Consider the following 16,063-nt stretch of genomic DNA (forward strand, 5'->3'; position numbering starts at 1 on the left):
ACCACTAATGAAAGCGGTTTGCGCCTTTATTTGTTGAAGCCTATACACAAATCTTGTTGCTCGTGAAACAGTTATAGGGATAGCTCGCGAACAGCGACAATTTCTGCTAGTTTCTCTAGCTCAGTGACAACGTCTATGTCAGCAGACTTATCAATTGTAAGCACCATGATTGCGGCTCCACCAATCATTTGACGGCCGACATGCATAGTTGCGATGTTAATATCTTTATTACCAAGAAGCGTACCAACGCGGCCGATCATACCTGGTTTATCATTATGTGATACAAGAAGTACATTCCCTTGTGGAGCAAAATCAACGGAATATCCATCAATACGGACAATACGTTGCCCATATTCCGCAACTAGTGTTCCAGCGAGTTTTTTGGTTTCTTGCTTTGTTTTAAGTGTAACAGTGATTAAATTCGTAAAGGCAGTTTGAGTAGAAGATTTCTGTACAACAATATTAACCTCACGTGTGTTAGCAAGATGCATCGCGTTCACGATATTAACACCTTCAAGACGATCTGTTAATACACCTTTAACGATATGACGCGTGATTGGCGAAGTATCGACATCAATTAAGCTGCTTGAATAGCCGATAACGATTTCTTGAACTGCACCTTGTGTAATCTGACCAAGAATACGTCCAATCTTCTCACCAAGATCAAAGTATGGTTGAACTTTACTTAGTACACTTGCAGGTACTGAAGGCATGTTAACTGCATTCTTAAATGGCTCATCACGAAGGATATGCAGCACTTCATCCGATACGTCTATTGCTACATTTTCTTGCGCTTCAATTGTCGAAGCACCAAGATGCGGCGTTACAATAATTTTGGGATTGTTTAGAAAAGGGTGATCTGCTTCAGGTGGCTCTTGTGTAAATACGTCAAATGCAGCTCCTGCAACGATACCTTGGTTCACTGCTTCTACAAGTGCAAGCTCATCAATGATTCCACCGCGTGCACAGTTAATAATCCGAATACCAGGCTTCATTAATGCGAATTGGTCAGGACCAATGATATGTCTAGTTTCTTTAGTTAATGGCGTGTGAACAGTAATGAAATCAGCTCTAGCAGCAATTTCATTTACAGTCATCAATTGAACGCCAATCTTCTCTGCACGTTCCTCAGTTAAGAAAGGATCGTAACCGATAACTTCCATTCCAAATACTTTGGCACGTTTAGCAACCTCAGTACCAATACGTCCCATACCGACAATACCAAGCGTTTTATTGCGTAACTCAACACCAACGAAAGTTTTGCGATCCCATACTCCGTCCACAGTTTTTTTGTAAGCTTGAGGGATGGAACGTGCAACGGACATCATCATGGCAAATGTATGCTCACAAGTAGCGATGGTATTACCATCAGGAGCATTAATGACTACGATACCGCGTTTTGTCGCAGCTTCTAAGTCGATATTATCAACTCCAACACCTGCACGACCGATTACTTTAAGACGGGTAGCTGCATCCATAATTTTCTCAGTTACACGTGTTTGTGAACGAACGAGTAGGGCATCAAATTCACCAATAATTGCAACGAGCTCATCCTCGGATAAGCCAGATTGTTTAACTACCTCGACATCACTTGCATCATACAACAATTGAATTCCTTGATCACTAATCGGATCCGACACTAGTACTTTAAACATATGAACACTCCTATTCTCTATTCGATATATGCAAAAAAAGCTTCCAACCCCCATACGTATTCCGTATGAAAGGGACGAAAGCTTCTGATCGTGGTGCCACCCTACTTCGCTATAAGTAGTTACACTCATAGCCTCATGAGGAATGATAACGGATTCCTGCCGATTGCTTCTACTTGCTTGTTCAGCTTTCAAAACAATGCTCTGGAGTGCTTTACGTAAGTTTTGCTGTCGATTCTCACCAACCATCGACTCTCTGGATGCTACACTAACGCATTTCTCCATCAACGCTTTAACGAAAATATTTTCATCCAATGTAACATGAGGTTTTGAAGAGTGTCAAGATTGGAAGTAAATAATCACAAGAATGTCACAATTCAAAAAAGAATATTAAAAAGCACAGAATGGTGAGTTGAGCTTAAATTATATCATTTTTTTAAAAATTTATTGTTAAGCCTATTCCATGTTATGATAAGTATATTAATAATATAGGGGAAAAGTCGCAAATTGAACATGATTTGAGACTAGTAGGTGCTCAATGAAAAAACCTGATTTTAGTAGATTTAAACTGAAGCAAATTTCATTAGCAGATATAGATGATCGAACGCTTATACTTAATTTATATCTCACTCAGTTTATCACGCTTTTGATTGGTGTTGTTATTCTGTTTTTCCAAAATCCAGATTTATCCTCTATGTTTTCTATTAAACAGGGGCTTCCTACAATCGCGCTATACGGGGCTGGCTTCGCTGGTTTAGTTATTGTCGTTGATCTTGCGATTTCTAGGTTTGTACCTGAGGAAATGACGGATGATGGTGGCATGAATAAAAGATTGTTCGCCGCTAGACCCCTCTGGCATATTGTGTTGATCTGTTTCATTGTTTCCATCTGCGAAGAAGTATTGTTTCGTGGGGCAATAGGAGGAGCAATAGGTCCATACTGGACAAGTATTATTTTTGCCCTAATTCATGTTCGTTACTTACAACACTGGCTTATGACTGGCCTAGTGTTTAGTATTTCGTATGGACTTGGGTTAATGTATGAATTTACAGGCACTTTATGGGTACCCATAATAGCACATTTTGTTATCGATCTTATTATGGGCTGTATTATTAAATACAGTAAGGAGGATTCGTGAATGCAAGAAGAGGAAGACAAGGACATTTACTTTTTACCATCAAGAAAGCAAGTACATAAAAGAGAAAAAGGGAAATGGACAATCGTTTTCTATCGAATCCTGCTTATATTACTTATCTTACTTGTGATTGGTCTTGGTGTTTGGGGTGTATTCTTTACGGAGTAGTAGTTAGTCAAATCTTGTTAAACTAAAGGAGCATTTCTTAGTGCAAGTAGCGCTTAGAAATGCTCCTTATTTTATCATTTATCTCATTTCAAGCTCAATTGATTGCGGGTCCACAAAACTATATCCCTTCTCCTCTAGCTCAGTTAATAGTTTATCAAGCGCATCTACGGTCCATTGCAGTTCATGCATGAGTATATTTGAGCCAGGATGAAGCTGTTTCATCACATTATCAATAACTTTATTGGGATCATTTTTTTTAGTTGACATTTCCCAGTCTAGAGAACCATTTGACCAGGTCATGAATAACATACCGCGCTGTTTGGCCGCATCTTTAACTACATCGCCGCCAGAACCGAATGGAGGTCGAAAAAATTGGGGCTCTTCACCTGTTATTTCTTTGACGATCGTTTGAACATCATCCATTTGCTGAGCAACTTTATCTGCACTTTCGGACTTTAGTGAGATATGATCCCAGGAATGATTACCAAGTACTTGTCCTTGCTCATGTATATACGTTAAAAGTTCGGGATGTTGTTTTATTCTGTAGCCATTCATGAAAAAAATCGCTTTTGCTTGATGCTTTTCCAGTGTAGTAATCAAGCTTTCAATCATTTTTTGATCTTTCGGGCCATCATCGAAAGTTAGAAGAACCACTTTCTTGTTACCTTCTGGGTCATTCGGAACAATATCATACACCTTGTTCATGTGATACGTTTTGGCTATAGAAATAGCTTTTTCAGTAGGTGTAGTCGTTATTGTTGGCGATGGTTCAGTTAAAGGAATTGATGAAGGCACCGATGAAGGCACTGGAGATGGCGTTATTGATGACACAGCGTTTGGGGATACTGTAACTACAGCTTGAGGATCAGGTGTTGATTCTTGAGCTGAGTTTTGTTTGCAGGCAGTCAACAGAAATATCAATGCTGCTGCAATCATAATTTGTTTGTTATTATTCATGGTCGTTCAAACTCCTATACTATATGAAAGTTGTCAGTATATTGTAACATAATTAAGCTACTGTAAATCCTTAAATTTCCTCTGTTTCGAGTGAATTGATGAATGGATTTCGAAGCAAGCTAGTCTAGAGAATTTGATAAAGTTTGAACGGAGGAATACTATACATGCGATTAGGCTCATTTATTGCTGGAGGAATGTTAGGTGCTGCAGTAGTATACACGTTGAATTCAAGAATGTCGTCAAGGTTGATGTCTGTAGTGAGATCGTCGATGAGTGAAATGAAATCCGGTGATGCAACGTCTTCAAGATCCGGTCAAAGCTCAAATTCAAATCATTCATCAGCAGATAGTTCACAAATCGATCTTGATGGACTCAAAAAATTCAAGCAATTGATTAAACAAGATTCACAACTGAAGCAAACCATTTTGGATATCATTAATCAAGATGAACATGCTCCTAAAACCGCTGCAACAAATCCTTCTCAACATTGATCAATAAGAAGAATATAAGCTAAAATAAGCAAAAAACGCAGCTCATAACCTTATGAGAACTGTGTTTTTTTGCGTGCATTCATTATAGAATCATGATAACATTATAAAAAGAATTGATTATTTTAAATGTGGCGAGACCTGCGTACACACCTTTTTTTAATGAATTCATAATTTAATATTAAGGAAATAAGCTGGAAAGTTTTAATCATCCTTATAGGACAATAGTAGCTTGCTTAACTACAAGCGACATGCGGCGTTTCTAAAGGTTATACAAAGGGGGAAGATCCTATCATGAAGATGGAGCGTTTGAGTCAGGATAAGATTCGGATTTTCCTTACTTTCGACGATTTGTCGGAGCGTGGGATTCCGAAGGATGATATGCTAAATGAGACATATAAGCTCCGTGAGCTGTTTATAGAAATGATGGACCAGGCGTATTCAGAACTTGGATTTGATCCTTCAGGTCCACTTGCTGTAGAGGTATTCTCCATGCCAGCACAAGGAATGGTTGTGATTGTAACTTCATCAACCGTTGGATTCTATCATTCTCACGATGATCTATTAGATGATAGTGAAGCTGAGGAAGTTTACGCGATGGAAGTTATGCTGGAGCAAAGTGATATCATCACTTATGTATTCAAGGATTTTGAAGATGTAGTTCGAGTATCCAAGATAATCCTCCCGATGATCGAAGAAGGTGGAGCTTTATATAAATATAAAGAAAAATGGATTCTACAATTTGATCATATGGAATTGGAAGAACAACAGTACCAAACGTTAATTGCCATCTTATCCGAATTTGGAGAAGCCAGTTCGATTACGCAGGCAGTCATACAAGAGTATGGACACACGGTAATGAAATCTGATGCTGTCAAACAACTCTGTCATTATTTCTAGAGTAAATATAAAATAAGCATCGTCTCGAATATATTTCGGATGATGCTTCATTTATGTTGTTAATTCAATCCAAACAAGAGAAATTTCTCAAGAATTAATGGTAAATAAATTTGATAATGTTTATAATGTGCATAACAATGAAAAATTGGAACTACATGATTGATATTTGAAAGGGGAGCTTTGATGCAAGTTTTGTCGATTTTAATGGCAGCAATTGCGCCGGGGCTCTCTTTGCTAGCATATTTTTACTTAAAGGATCGTTATGAGTCAGAACCCATTCATCTCGTAATAAAGGTGTTTTTACTTGGTGCTCTACTTGTGTTTCCTTCAATGGTATTACAAACTGCCTTGCTAGACATAGGGATTGTAAGTGACCTGGTGTTTTCTTTTGTGATTACAAGTGGAATCGAAGAATTCCTTAAATTTTTTCTGCTTTACCATATTATTTTTAAACACAGAGCATTTGATGAGCCGTATGATGGGATTGTATATGCGGTTTCAATTAGCTTAGGATTTGCTACACTCGAGAATATCTTCTACGCTTTGTTTAATTCCATGTCATTCTCTAATTTGCTTATTCGTGCTTTATTGCCCGTATCGGGACATGCTTTATTTGGAGTTATGATGGGCTATTATTTAGGCAAAGCCAAGTTCGAACCGAATAAAAAGCGAATGTATCTGATGTTAGCTTTATTTATTCCTATTTTTTGGCATGGACTATTTGATTACATCTTGATGATTTCAACCACATACTGGATGTGGATTATGATTCCGCTCATGATATTCCTGTGGCTGAGAACAATGTGGAAGGTAGAACGTGCTAATGAGCACTCACCTTTTCGGGTTTTTCAACGTGAGGAGAAGGTTAAGCTAGGATAATTCCGTATATACTGTGGGTAAAGGCTCATAGGAGTGATGGGATGCATAGAGGCCGGGTTAAGGTTACAATCCGCTGCAAGCAATGTGGTGAAAGATTTATTCTAAGAGGCAGAAAAGACAGAGATCGAATTGAAACAGGCTTTAAACAATGTGTATGCGAAAATTCACATGATCTAGAAATCGAAACAGAAGATTAACAAGAGACTGTCCATCATAAGGCAGTCTTTTTTTGTTTACCTTGATTGATACAGATTGTTGTATAAATGTGTGCAGCTAGGCAAAATATAACTTCAAACAATCGCTACTTGCGAAAGGAGTAAGCTGCACTATGTACAGAAGAATTAGTATGATCTTATTTCCGGTCATGACTATTGCGCTAATTATTACGGCGTACTGGGGATACACGGAATATACCAAACGTAATAAAATCATGGTCAAGGCGGAAAACCAATATCAACGCGCGTTCCATAGCTTGTCTTATAATATGGATCGTCTGAATGCACAGTTAGGTAATACGCTCGCGATGAGCTCTACTTCGGTTGATTCATATCGAAAAGGTCTTGTTAATATCTGGCAATTAACCAACGAAGCCAAAAGTGAAGTGACACAGCTTCCACTCGTTGGTATGGAATTTAGTAAAACGGAGCAATTCCTATCCAATGTTGCCAATTTCTCTTATCAAGCTGGAATTCGTGATTTTTCCAAAAAACCACTCGACGAGAAAGAGCTTCAAACTCTAAATTCTCTCTATAAACATTCAGAGCAGTTAACCAAAGAACTACGTGGTATGCAGGCCAAAGCATTGTCAACGAATCTCAAATGGTCTGATGTCGAGATGGCCTTGTCTTCTGACAAAGGCCCACATGATAATATGATTGTCGATGGGTTTCAAGCCATGGATAAACAAGTAAGTGGTTATAAAGACGTAGAGTGGGACACATCTGTTACGAATATGTTCCGTAAGAATGATGGTCAAGCTCTTGAAGGCAAGGTTATGAGTCCTGATGATATTAAGAATAAAGCAGCCCACTTCTGGAATGTTGATCCTCAGTCAATTGTAATTACGGAAAATGGAAAAGGAACTAACTTCCAGACGTTCACTGCAAATATGAACAATGGATCGGGAACGAGTCAGATGGACTTCACACGCAAAGGCGGCTATCCTTATTACTTTATGAACTCCAGAGAAGTGGGAGCTCCTACTTGTGATCTGAATCAAGCAATTGATAAAGCTGGGCATTTTCTGAGTCAGCACAATTATAAGAATATGACGCCGATATCTTATGATACCTCTGGAAATTCCGCAGATATTACATTTGCTCGTAAACAAAATGATGTGACGATTTATCCGGAGAAGATAATGATCAAGGTAGCCCTTGATAATGGTGAAGTAGTTGGAATGCAAGCTACTGATTATGTCTATAATCATAAAGCGCGTGAGCTTAAGCAACCTGCGTTAGATATGGATGTAGCACAAAAAAGTTTGAATGAAAAAATGCAAATTAAATCCAAAGGCCTTGCGATTATTCAAAACGAGTTACGAGAAGATACACAGTGCTTTGAATTCCTTGGTCAACTGGATAATACGAACTACCGCATATTTATTAATGCCGATACAGGTGCACAAGAGAAAATTGAGAAGCTTGAACCTGAGCAAGCAGTTGCAGCACAAAAATAATTTCACAAGATATCGAGCTATCCCAATTGGTTCTTACCAGCGAGGGGATGGCTCGATTTATTATATGTGCGGATATCCTAGCAGTAATTTGGCAATACTAGGGTCAACTTTCATGGTACGTAAGGTCAGGTGTTTATGTTGAATAAGGAGCAAATTAAGAAATTCTTTAATCGTGTTGAGCGTGTTTTGTTAAGATTAAGTATCGCTCTAGCAATTCTCCTCGTCCTATCGCAGGTTATGTTACAAATACCAGCAGTGAGGATGATTATTACTTCTGTAGATTTGTTAGAGGGTCATCCGTATCATCGATGAGCCGTTCCTTCCTTTGCATGAAGCTCTAAAGTATGGTATAATGGCTTTCGTTAGCAGGCATAGCCTGCTTTTTTGAGTGATATCTGCTCATAGAATAATTAATGAAACCTATCATTCGTAAGGCTGTTGTGGGAGGAGTGCCAGATTGAAACCGTTTAACATTGCTATCGATGGACCCGCAGGAGCTGGTAAAAGCACAATTGCAAGACTTGTTGCTGAACGCCTAGGATTTATTTATGTTGATACTGGGGCGATGTATCGCGCAGTTACTTGGAAAGTCTTGCAGCTAAACCTATTACCGGAGCAAACGGAGCAAATCGGTCAGACTGCCGAAATGCTGCAGATCGAATTGAAGCTCGGAGATAATGGGCAATTGGTATTTGTGGATGGACAGGATGTAACGAATGAAATTCGCGTACCTGCTGTAACAAATCTAGTATCACATGTTGCTAGTATCGGCCGGGTAAGAGAACTGCTAGTACATAAGCAACAAGATATGGCTAATGCAAAAGGTGTCGTAATGGATGGGCGTGATATTGGTACTCATGTATTGCCTGAAGCAGAGGTCAAAGTTTTTTTGACAGCAAGTGTAAGGCAACGAGCAGAACGGAGGTTCCGCGAACTACAAAAAACACAACCGGAGTTGACACTTGACGAACTAGAGCAAGACATTTCAAGACGTGACAAGCTTGATCAAGAGCGTGAATTATCACCGCTTGTCAAAGCAGAGGATGCCAGTTTGCTTGATAGTACGGATATGGGGATCAATGAGGTTGTAGACTATATACTGGAAATGTGCAGAAATAAATTGGGTTGGGGGATTTAGTGCGATGTTCTATCGTTTCATTAGAATGCTTATTAATATTATTTACTCCATATTCTTTCGATTACGTACCGAAGGTATTGAGAATATCCCGACTGATGGACCCGTGATTTTATGTTCAAATCATATTTCTGTACTCGATCCACCAACTGTAGGAATTCGTCTTAAACGAAGAGTTTATTTCATGGCCAAAGAAGAATTGTTTAAAAACGCATTGTTTGGCAATATTCTTCGTAATCTTGGTGCTTTTCCTGTTAAACGGGGTGGTGTCAGCAAGGAATCCATTCGCCATTCACTAGGTATTCTGCGAGAGGGTAATATTCTTGGTATTTTCCCAGAAGGTACTCGTGGCACTGGTGGAATGGGCAAAAAAGGAGCAGCCTCTTTTGCATTAAAGTCTGGTGCTGTTGTGATCCCTGTAGCAATTATTGGTACTTATAAGATTTTTCGTCCAACACTTGTGAAATATGGTAAACCTGTCGATTTAACTGGATTTGATGGAGGATCTTCTGAGGATTTAGAGAAGGCCACCGAAAAAATTATGGTCGTAATTCGCGCTATGACTTCCGAACATTTAAGAAAATAACAACTGTGTGTATGGATTTAAGTAGAATTATTGATACTAAACGTGCATAAGTTCGGATAATGGCGTGCTTTTTCTCGCAAATTGCGATATAAATATGAAAATAGTTGTTTTCTAAGCTTATGCTGCCGACATTTTCTCTAGTCGTGAACATGAAGTATAAGTTTAAGTTAAACATAACTTGTAGGAGGGTTAATGCAATGTCAGAAGAAATGAATGTGCAAGCTCAGAATGAAGCAGAAGCGGCAATGTCGCAAGTAACAGTACTTAAGAAAGGTGATATTGTCACCGGTAAAATTGTTAAAGTTGACGATGGTGGAGCGCTTGTCGATGTTGGTTACAAATACGATGGCCTTATTCCATTAAAAGAACTTTCATCAGTAGGCATCGATTCTGCTAATCAAGCAGTTGAAGTTGGCCAAGAAGTACAAGTTAAAGTAATCAACATTAATGATGGTAAAGAAGAATTAACACTTTCCAAACGTGCTATTGACAGCGAGAATGCTTGGGAAGTATTGAATAAACAGCTTGAAGACAAAACAATCCTTGAAGCACAAGTTGCTGAAGTGGTTAAAGGCGGTCTAGTTGTTGATATCGGAGTTCGTGGATTTGTTCCTGCTTCGATGGTTGAACGCCATTTTGTTGAAGATTTTGCCGACTATAAAGGTCGCACACTTCGTCTTCGCGTGAAAGAAATCGATCGTGAGAAGAACAAAGTTATTCTTTCTCAAAAAGATGTACTTGATGAAGAGTACGAAGTTAAGAAAAAAGAAATTATGGCAGGCGTTCAAGTTGGTCAAGTGTTAGAAGGAACAGTACAACGCTTAACACAATTTGGTGCATTCATTGATATCGGTGGTATTGATGGTCTTGTTCATATTTCCGAAATGGCTTGGAATCACGTAGGTCACCCTTCAGAAATTGTTAAAGAAGGCGATCAAGTGAAAGTACAAGTTCTTAAAGTTGAGCCTGAGAAAGATAAAATTTCACTTTCCATCAAAGCAACTCAAGATGGTCCATGGGAATCAGCAGCACAATCATTTAAATCTGGTGAAATCGTGACTGGTACAGTTAAACGTCTTACAACTTTTGGTGCTTTCGTTGAGATCGCTCCAGGCGTTGAAGGTCTTGTACACATTTCCCAAATCGCTCACCGTCACATCAGCACTCCTCAAGAAGTTCTTGAACAAGGTCAAGAAGTTAATGTTAAGGTTCTTGATTTTAGTGCAGCTGAAAAACGTGTATCCTTGTCAATCAAGGAAACAGAAGAAGCACCTGCTCAAGAAGCAAAACCTGAGAGAGAAAGACAACCAAGAGGCGAGAAGTCAGGCAATCATGCTAAAGACATCGCTGGTAACGAGAACGTGTCCCTAAACAGCCAAGGATTAAGCACTACTTTGGGCGAACTGTTTGGCGATAAGCTAGCTAAATTCAAATAATAATGATCGTTTCAAGGAGGCCTGTCGATGCGCACGTCACGTAAAATGGAGCATGTGCTTCATGCGCTAAGACTCGGTCAATCCGGACAACAGGGTTTGGATGATCTCAAACTCGTTCATAATTGTTTACCTGAAACATCATCGCAGCAAATTAAGCTGCATACATTAATCGGCGAGCTGCAACTTAGCTCGCCGATTTTAATTAACGCGATGACGGGTGGGTCAGATGAGACGGAGACAATTAATCGGGAATTGGCTGTAGTCGCACGTGAAAAGAAACTAGCCATGGCTGTAGGATCACAAATGGCTGCGATTAAGGACAAGCAAGTTGCGTCTAGCTATCAGATTGTTCGGAAAGTGAATCCAGACGGTATTATTTTCGCTAATATAGGTAGTGAAGCTACGGTTGAACAAGCGAAGCAAGCTATAGAGATGGTTGAAGCTAATGCCCTACAAATTCATTTGAACGTCATGCAGGAGCTGATCATGCCTGAAGGAGATCGTAATTTTATTGGGATGGAAGAGCGGATTGCGGCGATCATAGACAATGTTTCAGTACCTGTTATCGTTAAAGAAGTTGGCTTTGGTATCATGCGAGAAAGTGCTGCTCGTCTTAAAAAACTTGGAGTATCCATTATTGATGTCGGTGGCACAGGTGGTACGAATTTCGCTGCAATTGAGAATGCTAGGCGCCCTGCACAGGTGGATTGGTTAAATAATTGGGGAAATAAAACTAGCATTGCTCTGCTGGAGTCGCTTACGGTATTCCCTCGCGGTTCAGTTATTGCTTCTGGTGGTATTCAGAATCCGGTCGATATTGTGAAAGCATTAATAGCTGGAGCATCGTTGACTGGAATGGCAGGGGCTTTCCTGCGTGTATTACAGACCGAAGGGACAGAATCATTACTTCACTTTGTAGATGAGTTGCATAGTGGTCTTACGATGGTTATGACAGCACTTGGTGCTTCAAGTATTCAAGAGCTGTGGAATAAACCACTTGTTATTACTGGAGAAACAGCTGAATGGTGTGTATCTAGGGGAATAAATATAAATGAATATGCGAATCGAGAGGGAATTATGAGTAATTTTTGTTGATTTTCTCATACTAAGGGTACCATCTGATCTAAGTGAAGAAGCGCATCCGTCTTAAATGCCCGGTAAAACCGTTTCTTGTTGTATCAGATGATTAACCCCTATAGGTGATTGAAAATGAATCCTGGTTATCTTTCATTGCTTCTAATCTGCATAACGATTGTACTACTATCAAGCGGATGGAAAGAAGTATTTCTGAGTAAAGCTTCACACAAGGAAATACTTCTTTTTTTTGTTTTTTGGATCACAGGCTCACAGATAACGGTCCCACTGACTTACTTTCCTTTCCTACAAATTAATGGAAGTGCCGTAGTTATATGTGGATTATGTCTTTATATCTTAATTTGGAAAACCAGCTGGATGAACAAAATCCATATCCTATTAGTAGGGCTTTTATTGGCATCCGTACATTTTTTACTGCTCGAATTTTATACGCTTGATCCAATCTTTGTAATATTCAATGTAGAACTTGATATAGCGGTCATACTTAGCATCATCTGTTTATTCTTAAAACGCGAATCGAATGCTCAAATTGCAAGCTTGTCTATTGGACTGTTATTTGGTGATATTTATTACGCTTACTTTCATCAAGATTCATTGTCAACTCTTCTTGGTTCCTCTCTTTTTCAGGATAAATGGTGGCTTGCCATAATTATTGTACGAATGCTTACAGTATTCATGCAAGCGATCATCATTTCATATAAACGCTTTGCACTTAGATATGAAACATTCAGAAAAAGAGGTTGGAAATGATAAGAGCGATGTTTGTGGAACCTTATACTTTAGGGATTATTATGGGCGTGCTTTTTGGCGTACTAACTAGACTATCTATGCTAAGAACGGATTATCGTCAATACCCGACGTATCCACATGGCAAAATTATTCACATCTCACTTGGCGTAATTGCAGCAGGTTTAGGAGCTGTTGCTGTGCCTTCCTTACTTGATAAGGACTACACAGCGATTACCTTTCTATCGCTCGCCGCTCAGCAGTTTAGGGACGTTCGTAATATGGAGAGACAGAGCTTGTTGCAACTCGATAAAATGGAGTTAGTACCTCGTGGAATGAGCTACATAGAAGGGATTGCGATGGCATTTGAGGGTCGGAATTACTTAGTAATTTTTAGCAGCTTTATGACGACATTGTTTACTATTCTAGGAGGAACAGTGTGGGGAGTTATATCAGGTGCGGTTTCACTTCTTTTGGCTAATCTATATAAGAAGGGAAAGAGCATAAGTGACATTGCTGATGTTGAGGTCGCTGATGTTCGAATGGAAGGACCTGATTTGTACGTAGGTGACATTTATATCATGAACGTAGGCCTTGCGGACTCGCAGGAAATTATTCGGGAGCAGGGACTTGGGCTGTTACTTAAACCGAAGAATCTGAACAGTCGGGCTGTCCTTGCACATATTGGGCAGAGACAAGCTATTCTTCATGATTGTTCTATCATTCTCGGTGTTTATCGAGATACAGGAGAACCATCACTCGTTCCACTAGCGAAGCTGGATAAAGATTCGGGAACACTTGCTGTATTTTTACTCCCACAATTTAAAGACGTCAAAAGAGCGATGGTAGCCATAAACCGAGTACCGGTGCTCGAAAGTGCTGTGAGATTACCTCTGGAATCTGTTGCCATGGGCGGAAAGGAGTAACAACCAATGAATAATACGATTGTAGCGGTCGTAACAACGAATCCCGATAAGGTTAGTGGTGGAGCGCCGACATTTATAGTTCCTGATGTTGATGAAATGCAAAAGGTATCTTTTCTCCTTGAGAAAATAACGGATTCAACAGCACATGATCTAAAAAATGGTGTCATGATCCTATTCAAACATTGATCAATCCATATGATTACATGGAATGGACATGAATTATACTTGGAATGAACATGGTTGGAACTCGCCAAAATGCATGTTTTTTGCTATGATGGTAAATGTGAAAATAGTGAACTTAAATAATTGTAAGCGAGCAAGATGCTTTGACTTATAAAGGAGTGAGGACGAATGGCCAGACCCATTATCGCAATCGTAGGAAGACCTAACGTCGGCAAATCCACGATTTTTAACCGTATGATAGGTGATCGGTTAGCCATTGTTGAAGATAGACCGGGAGTTACACGAGATCGTCTATATGGAATCGGCGAATGGTTAGATAAAGAATATAGTGTCATTGATACCGGTGGTATTGAGCTTGAAGGTGACAATGAGATTCTAAGATCTATGCGTGTACAAGCCGAACTTGCGATCGAAGAAGCTGACGTAATTGTGTTCATGGTTGATGCAAAAGCAGGTATTACACCGGCTGATGAAGAAGTAGCACAATTATTGTTCCGTTCACGTAAACCCATAGTGCTAGCTGTTAACAAGGTAGATAATTTTAAACGTCAAGATGAAATTTATGAGTTCTATTCCCTAGGCTTTGGAGATCCAGTAGCAATATCAGGGTCTCATGGGATTGGAATTGGAGATCTTCTGGAAGCATGCGCAAAGCATTTTCCGGATGAGCAAGAAGAGGAATATGGAGATGAGGTCATTAAGGTGGCTCTTATTGGTCGACCGAATGTCGGTAAATCATCACTAGTGAATGCTATTCTTGGTGAAGAGAGAGTTATCGTCTCCAGTGAAGCGGGTACCACTCGTGATGCGATTGATACAACGTTTGAGAAAGATGGACAGAAATATGTGATCATTGATACCGCGGGTATGCGTAAACGAGGCAAAGTATATGAGAACATTGAGAAATACTCTGTTATGCGTGCACTTAAAGCAATTGAGCGTGCAGATGTGGTGCTCGTAGTTATTAATGGTGAAGAAGGTATCATTGAGCAGGACAAGCATATTGCTGGTTATGCACATGATGCAGGAAAAGCAGCTATTTTCGTCGTAAACAAATGGGATGTTGTAGAGAAAGATGATAAAACACTACACCAATTCACACAAAAAATACGCGATCATTTCTTGTTCATGACCTATGCTCCGCTTGTATTTGTATCAGCCAAAACACATCAACGTGTGAATCGCATTCTCCCAATTGTTGATCAGGTAGCTGAGCAGCACTCGATGCGGATTAAGACGAATGTACTGAATGATGTAGTATCAGATGCTGTGACATTTAATCCACCTCCTACAGATAAAGGTAGAAGATTACGAATTAATTATGCGACTCAAGTTACAGTTAAACCTCCTGCATTTGCGTTTTTCGTCAATGATCCAGAGCTTATGCATTTTTCATATGAACGCTTTTTGGAAAATAAAATTCGTGCAGCTTTCGGTTTCGAAGGGACGCCAATACGAATCTTTACTCGCAAAAAATCAGGGGATGAATAGGAGAGAGGGCTCTTGCAAAGCGTATTAGCCATAGTAGCCAGCTATTTGATAGGCTCAATCAGCTTTAGCTTCATTATTGCCAAATTTGTTAAGGGAATCGATATTCGTAAGTATGGTTCAGGAAACGCGGGGGCAACGAATACGCTCCGCGTTCTTGGTAAAGGACCCGCTATTGCGGTTCTTCTACTGGATGTATTTAAGGCAATGATCGCTGTTTGGATCGGTATGTGGATGACAGATGTAGTTTGGGTATCAGTTTTGTGTGCTCTTGCTGTCATTGCTGGCCATAACTGGCCTATTTTCTTTGGATTCCGTGGAGGCAAAGGAATTGCTACCACAATTGGCGCTATGGCGACATTAAGTTTTCTTCCGGCACTGTTTGCCGGGATTATTGCCATTATTTCTATATTCATTACTCGATATGTATCACTTGGCTCTCTTATTTTTGCTGGACTTCTACCTATCTTTATTTGGATAATGGGCAAACCTTATGAAATCATCATAGGAAGTATAGTCATCGGTGTGTTTGCATTTATTAGGCATCGTAGCAACATTGTTAAGCTCGCGCATGGTAAGGAGAATAAGATCGGCGCGAAATAAGGTGTGATAAACGATGGGGGAATTAAAG

Annotated in this window: 18 protein-coding genes and 1 other annotated feature; of the genes, 16 read left to right on the forward strand and 2 right to left on the reverse strand. The window is 39.6% G+C overall.

Annotated features, from left to right (window positions below; all coding sequences use genetic code 11):
* Positions 1 to 71: 71 nt before the first annotated feature.
* A complete protein-coding gene (serA, locus tag AC1DOK_RS01360; RefSeq protein ID WP_477552423.1) occupies positions 72 to 1,655 on the reverse strand; it encodes a phosphoglycerate dehydrogenase in 1,584 nt (527 codons plus the stop codon).
* Between the two features lie 67 nt (positions 1,656 to 1,722).
* Positions 1,723 to 1,949 (reverse strand) — a binding site (T-box leader).
* Between the two features lie 241 nt (positions 1,950 to 2,190).
* On the opposite strand from serA, the gene AC1DOK_RS01365 reads away from it, so the two are divergent.
* Both AC1DOK_RS01365 and AC1DOK_RS01370 read left to right on the forward strand, forming a co-directional pair.
* The gene (locus tag AC1DOK_RS01365; protein WP_477552424.1) at positions 2,191 to 2,790 is read left to right on the forward strand and encodes a lysostaphin resistance A-like protein; all 600 of its coding nucleotides are present in this window, start codon (positions 2,191 to 2,193) and stop codon (positions 2,788 to 2,790) included.
* The gene (locus AC1DOK_RS01370; protein ID WP_477552425.1) at positions 2,791 to 2,955 is read left to right on the forward strand and encodes a hypothetical protein; all 165 of its coding nucleotides are present in this window, start codon (positions 2,791 to 2,793) and stop codon (positions 2,953 to 2,955) included.
* 78 nt (positions 2,956 to 3,033) lie between these two features.
* Here AC1DOK_RS01370 and AC1DOK_RS01375 read toward each other — a convergent pair whose 3' ends face one another.
* On the reverse strand, positions 3,034 to 3,912 hold the full coding sequence (locus AC1DOK_RS01375; protein ID WP_477552426.1) for a polysaccharide deacetylase family protein: 879 nt from the start codon (positions 3,910 to 3,912) through the stop codon (positions 3,034 to 3,036).
* Positions 3,913 to 4,076: 164 nt separating this feature from the next.
* Between AC1DOK_RS01375 and AC1DOK_RS01380 the strand changes: the two genes are divergently transcribed.
* From AC1DOK_RS01380 to plsY, 14 genes are all read left to right on the forward strand, one after another.
* On the forward strand, positions 4,077 to 4,403 hold the full coding sequence (locus AC1DOK_RS01380) for a hypothetical protein (protein WP_477552427.1): 327 nt from the start codon (positions 4,077 to 4,079) through the stop codon (positions 4,401 to 4,403).
* A 291-nt stretch (positions 4,404 to 4,694) separates the two neighbouring features.
* The gene (locus AC1DOK_RS01385; RefSeq protein ID WP_477552428.1) at positions 4,695 to 5,300 is read left to right on the forward strand and encodes a genetic competence negative regulator; all 606 of its coding nucleotides are present in this window, start codon (positions 4,695 to 4,697) and stop codon (positions 5,298 to 5,300) included.
* Positions 5,301 to 5,483: 183 nt separating this feature from the next.
* The gene (gene prsW, locus AC1DOK_RS01390; protein WP_477552429.1) at positions 5,484 to 6,179 is read left to right on the forward strand and encodes a glutamic-type intramembrane protease PrsW; all 696 of its coding nucleotides are present in this window, start codon (positions 5,484 to 5,486) and stop codon (positions 6,177 to 6,179) included.
* A gap of 41 nt (positions 6,180 to 6,220) precedes the next feature.
* Positions 6,221 to 6,376, forward strand: a complete 156-nt coding sequence (locus AC1DOK_RS01395; protein ID WP_477552430.1) for a hypothetical protein — start codon at positions 6,221 to 6,223, stop codon at positions 6,374 to 6,376.
* 131 nt (positions 6,377 to 6,507) lie between these two features.
* Positions 6,508 to 7,857, forward strand: a complete 1,350-nt coding sequence (gene ypeB / locus AC1DOK_RS01400) for a germination protein YpeB (RefSeq protein WP_477552431.1) — start codon at positions 6,508 to 6,510, stop codon at positions 7,855 to 7,857.
* 457 nt (positions 7,858 to 8,314) lie between these two features.
* Complete coding sequence (cmk, locus tag AC1DOK_RS01405) at positions 8,315 to 8,995, forward strand: (d)CMP kinase (RefSeq protein ID WP_477552432.1); 681 nt, start codon at positions 8,315 to 8,317, stop codon at positions 8,993 to 8,995.
* A 4-nt stretch (positions 8,996 to 8,999) separates the two neighbouring features.
* A complete protein-coding gene (locus AC1DOK_RS01410) occupies positions 9,000 to 9,578 on the forward strand; it encodes a lysophospholipid acyltransferase family protein (protein WP_477552433.1) in 579 nt (192 codons plus the stop codon).
* A gap of 197 nt (positions 9,579 to 9,775) precedes the next feature.
* Positions 9,776 to 11,014: a 30S ribosomal protein S1 gene (gene rpsA, locus AC1DOK_RS01415; RefSeq protein WP_477552434.1), complete on the forward strand. Its 1,239-nt coding sequence runs from the start codon at positions 9,776 to 9,778 to the stop codon at positions 11,012 to 11,014.
* 27 nt (positions 11,015 to 11,041) lie between these two features.
* Positions 11,042 to 12,109 (forward strand): type 2 isopentenyl-diphosphate Delta-isomerase, encoded by a 1,068-nt coding sequence (gene fni / locus AC1DOK_RS01420; protein WP_477552435.1) that lies wholly within the window; start codon positions 11,042 to 11,044, stop codon positions 12,107 to 12,109.
* Positions 12,110 to 12,223: 114 nt separating this feature from the next.
* Complete coding sequence (locus AC1DOK_RS01425) at positions 12,224 to 12,859, forward strand: YphA family membrane protein (RefSeq protein WP_477552436.1); 636 nt, start codon at positions 12,224 to 12,226, stop codon at positions 12,857 to 12,859.
* On the forward strand, positions 12,856 to 13,761 hold the full coding sequence (locus AC1DOK_RS01430) for a YIEGIA family protein (protein WP_477552437.1): 906 nt from the start codon (positions 12,856 to 12,858) through the stop codon (positions 13,759 to 13,761). The genes AC1DOK_RS01425 and AC1DOK_RS01430 overlap by 4 nt, the downstream gene beginning before the upstream one ends.
* Before the next feature lie 6 nt (positions 13,762 to 13,767).
* A complete protein-coding gene (locus AC1DOK_RS01435; protein WP_477552438.1) occupies positions 13,768 to 13,947 on the forward strand; it encodes a capping complex subunit for YIEGIA in 180 nt (59 codons plus the stop codon).
* 165 nt (positions 13,948 to 14,112) lie between these two features.
* Complete coding sequence (der, locus tag AC1DOK_RS01440; RefSeq protein WP_477552439.1) at positions 14,113 to 15,435, forward strand: ribosome biogenesis GTPase Der; 1,323 nt, start codon at positions 14,113 to 14,115, stop codon at positions 15,433 to 15,435.
* 12 nt (positions 15,436 to 15,447) lie between these two features.
* Positions 15,448 to 16,035, forward strand: a complete 588-nt coding sequence (gene plsY, locus AC1DOK_RS01445; RefSeq protein WP_477552440.1) for a glycerol-3-phosphate 1-O-acyltransferase PlsY — start codon at positions 15,448 to 15,450, stop codon at positions 16,033 to 16,035.
* The last annotated feature ends 28 nt before the right edge of the window (positions 16,036 to 16,063 follow it).

This window comes from Paenibacillus sp. P5_B5 (assembly GCF_056400365.1).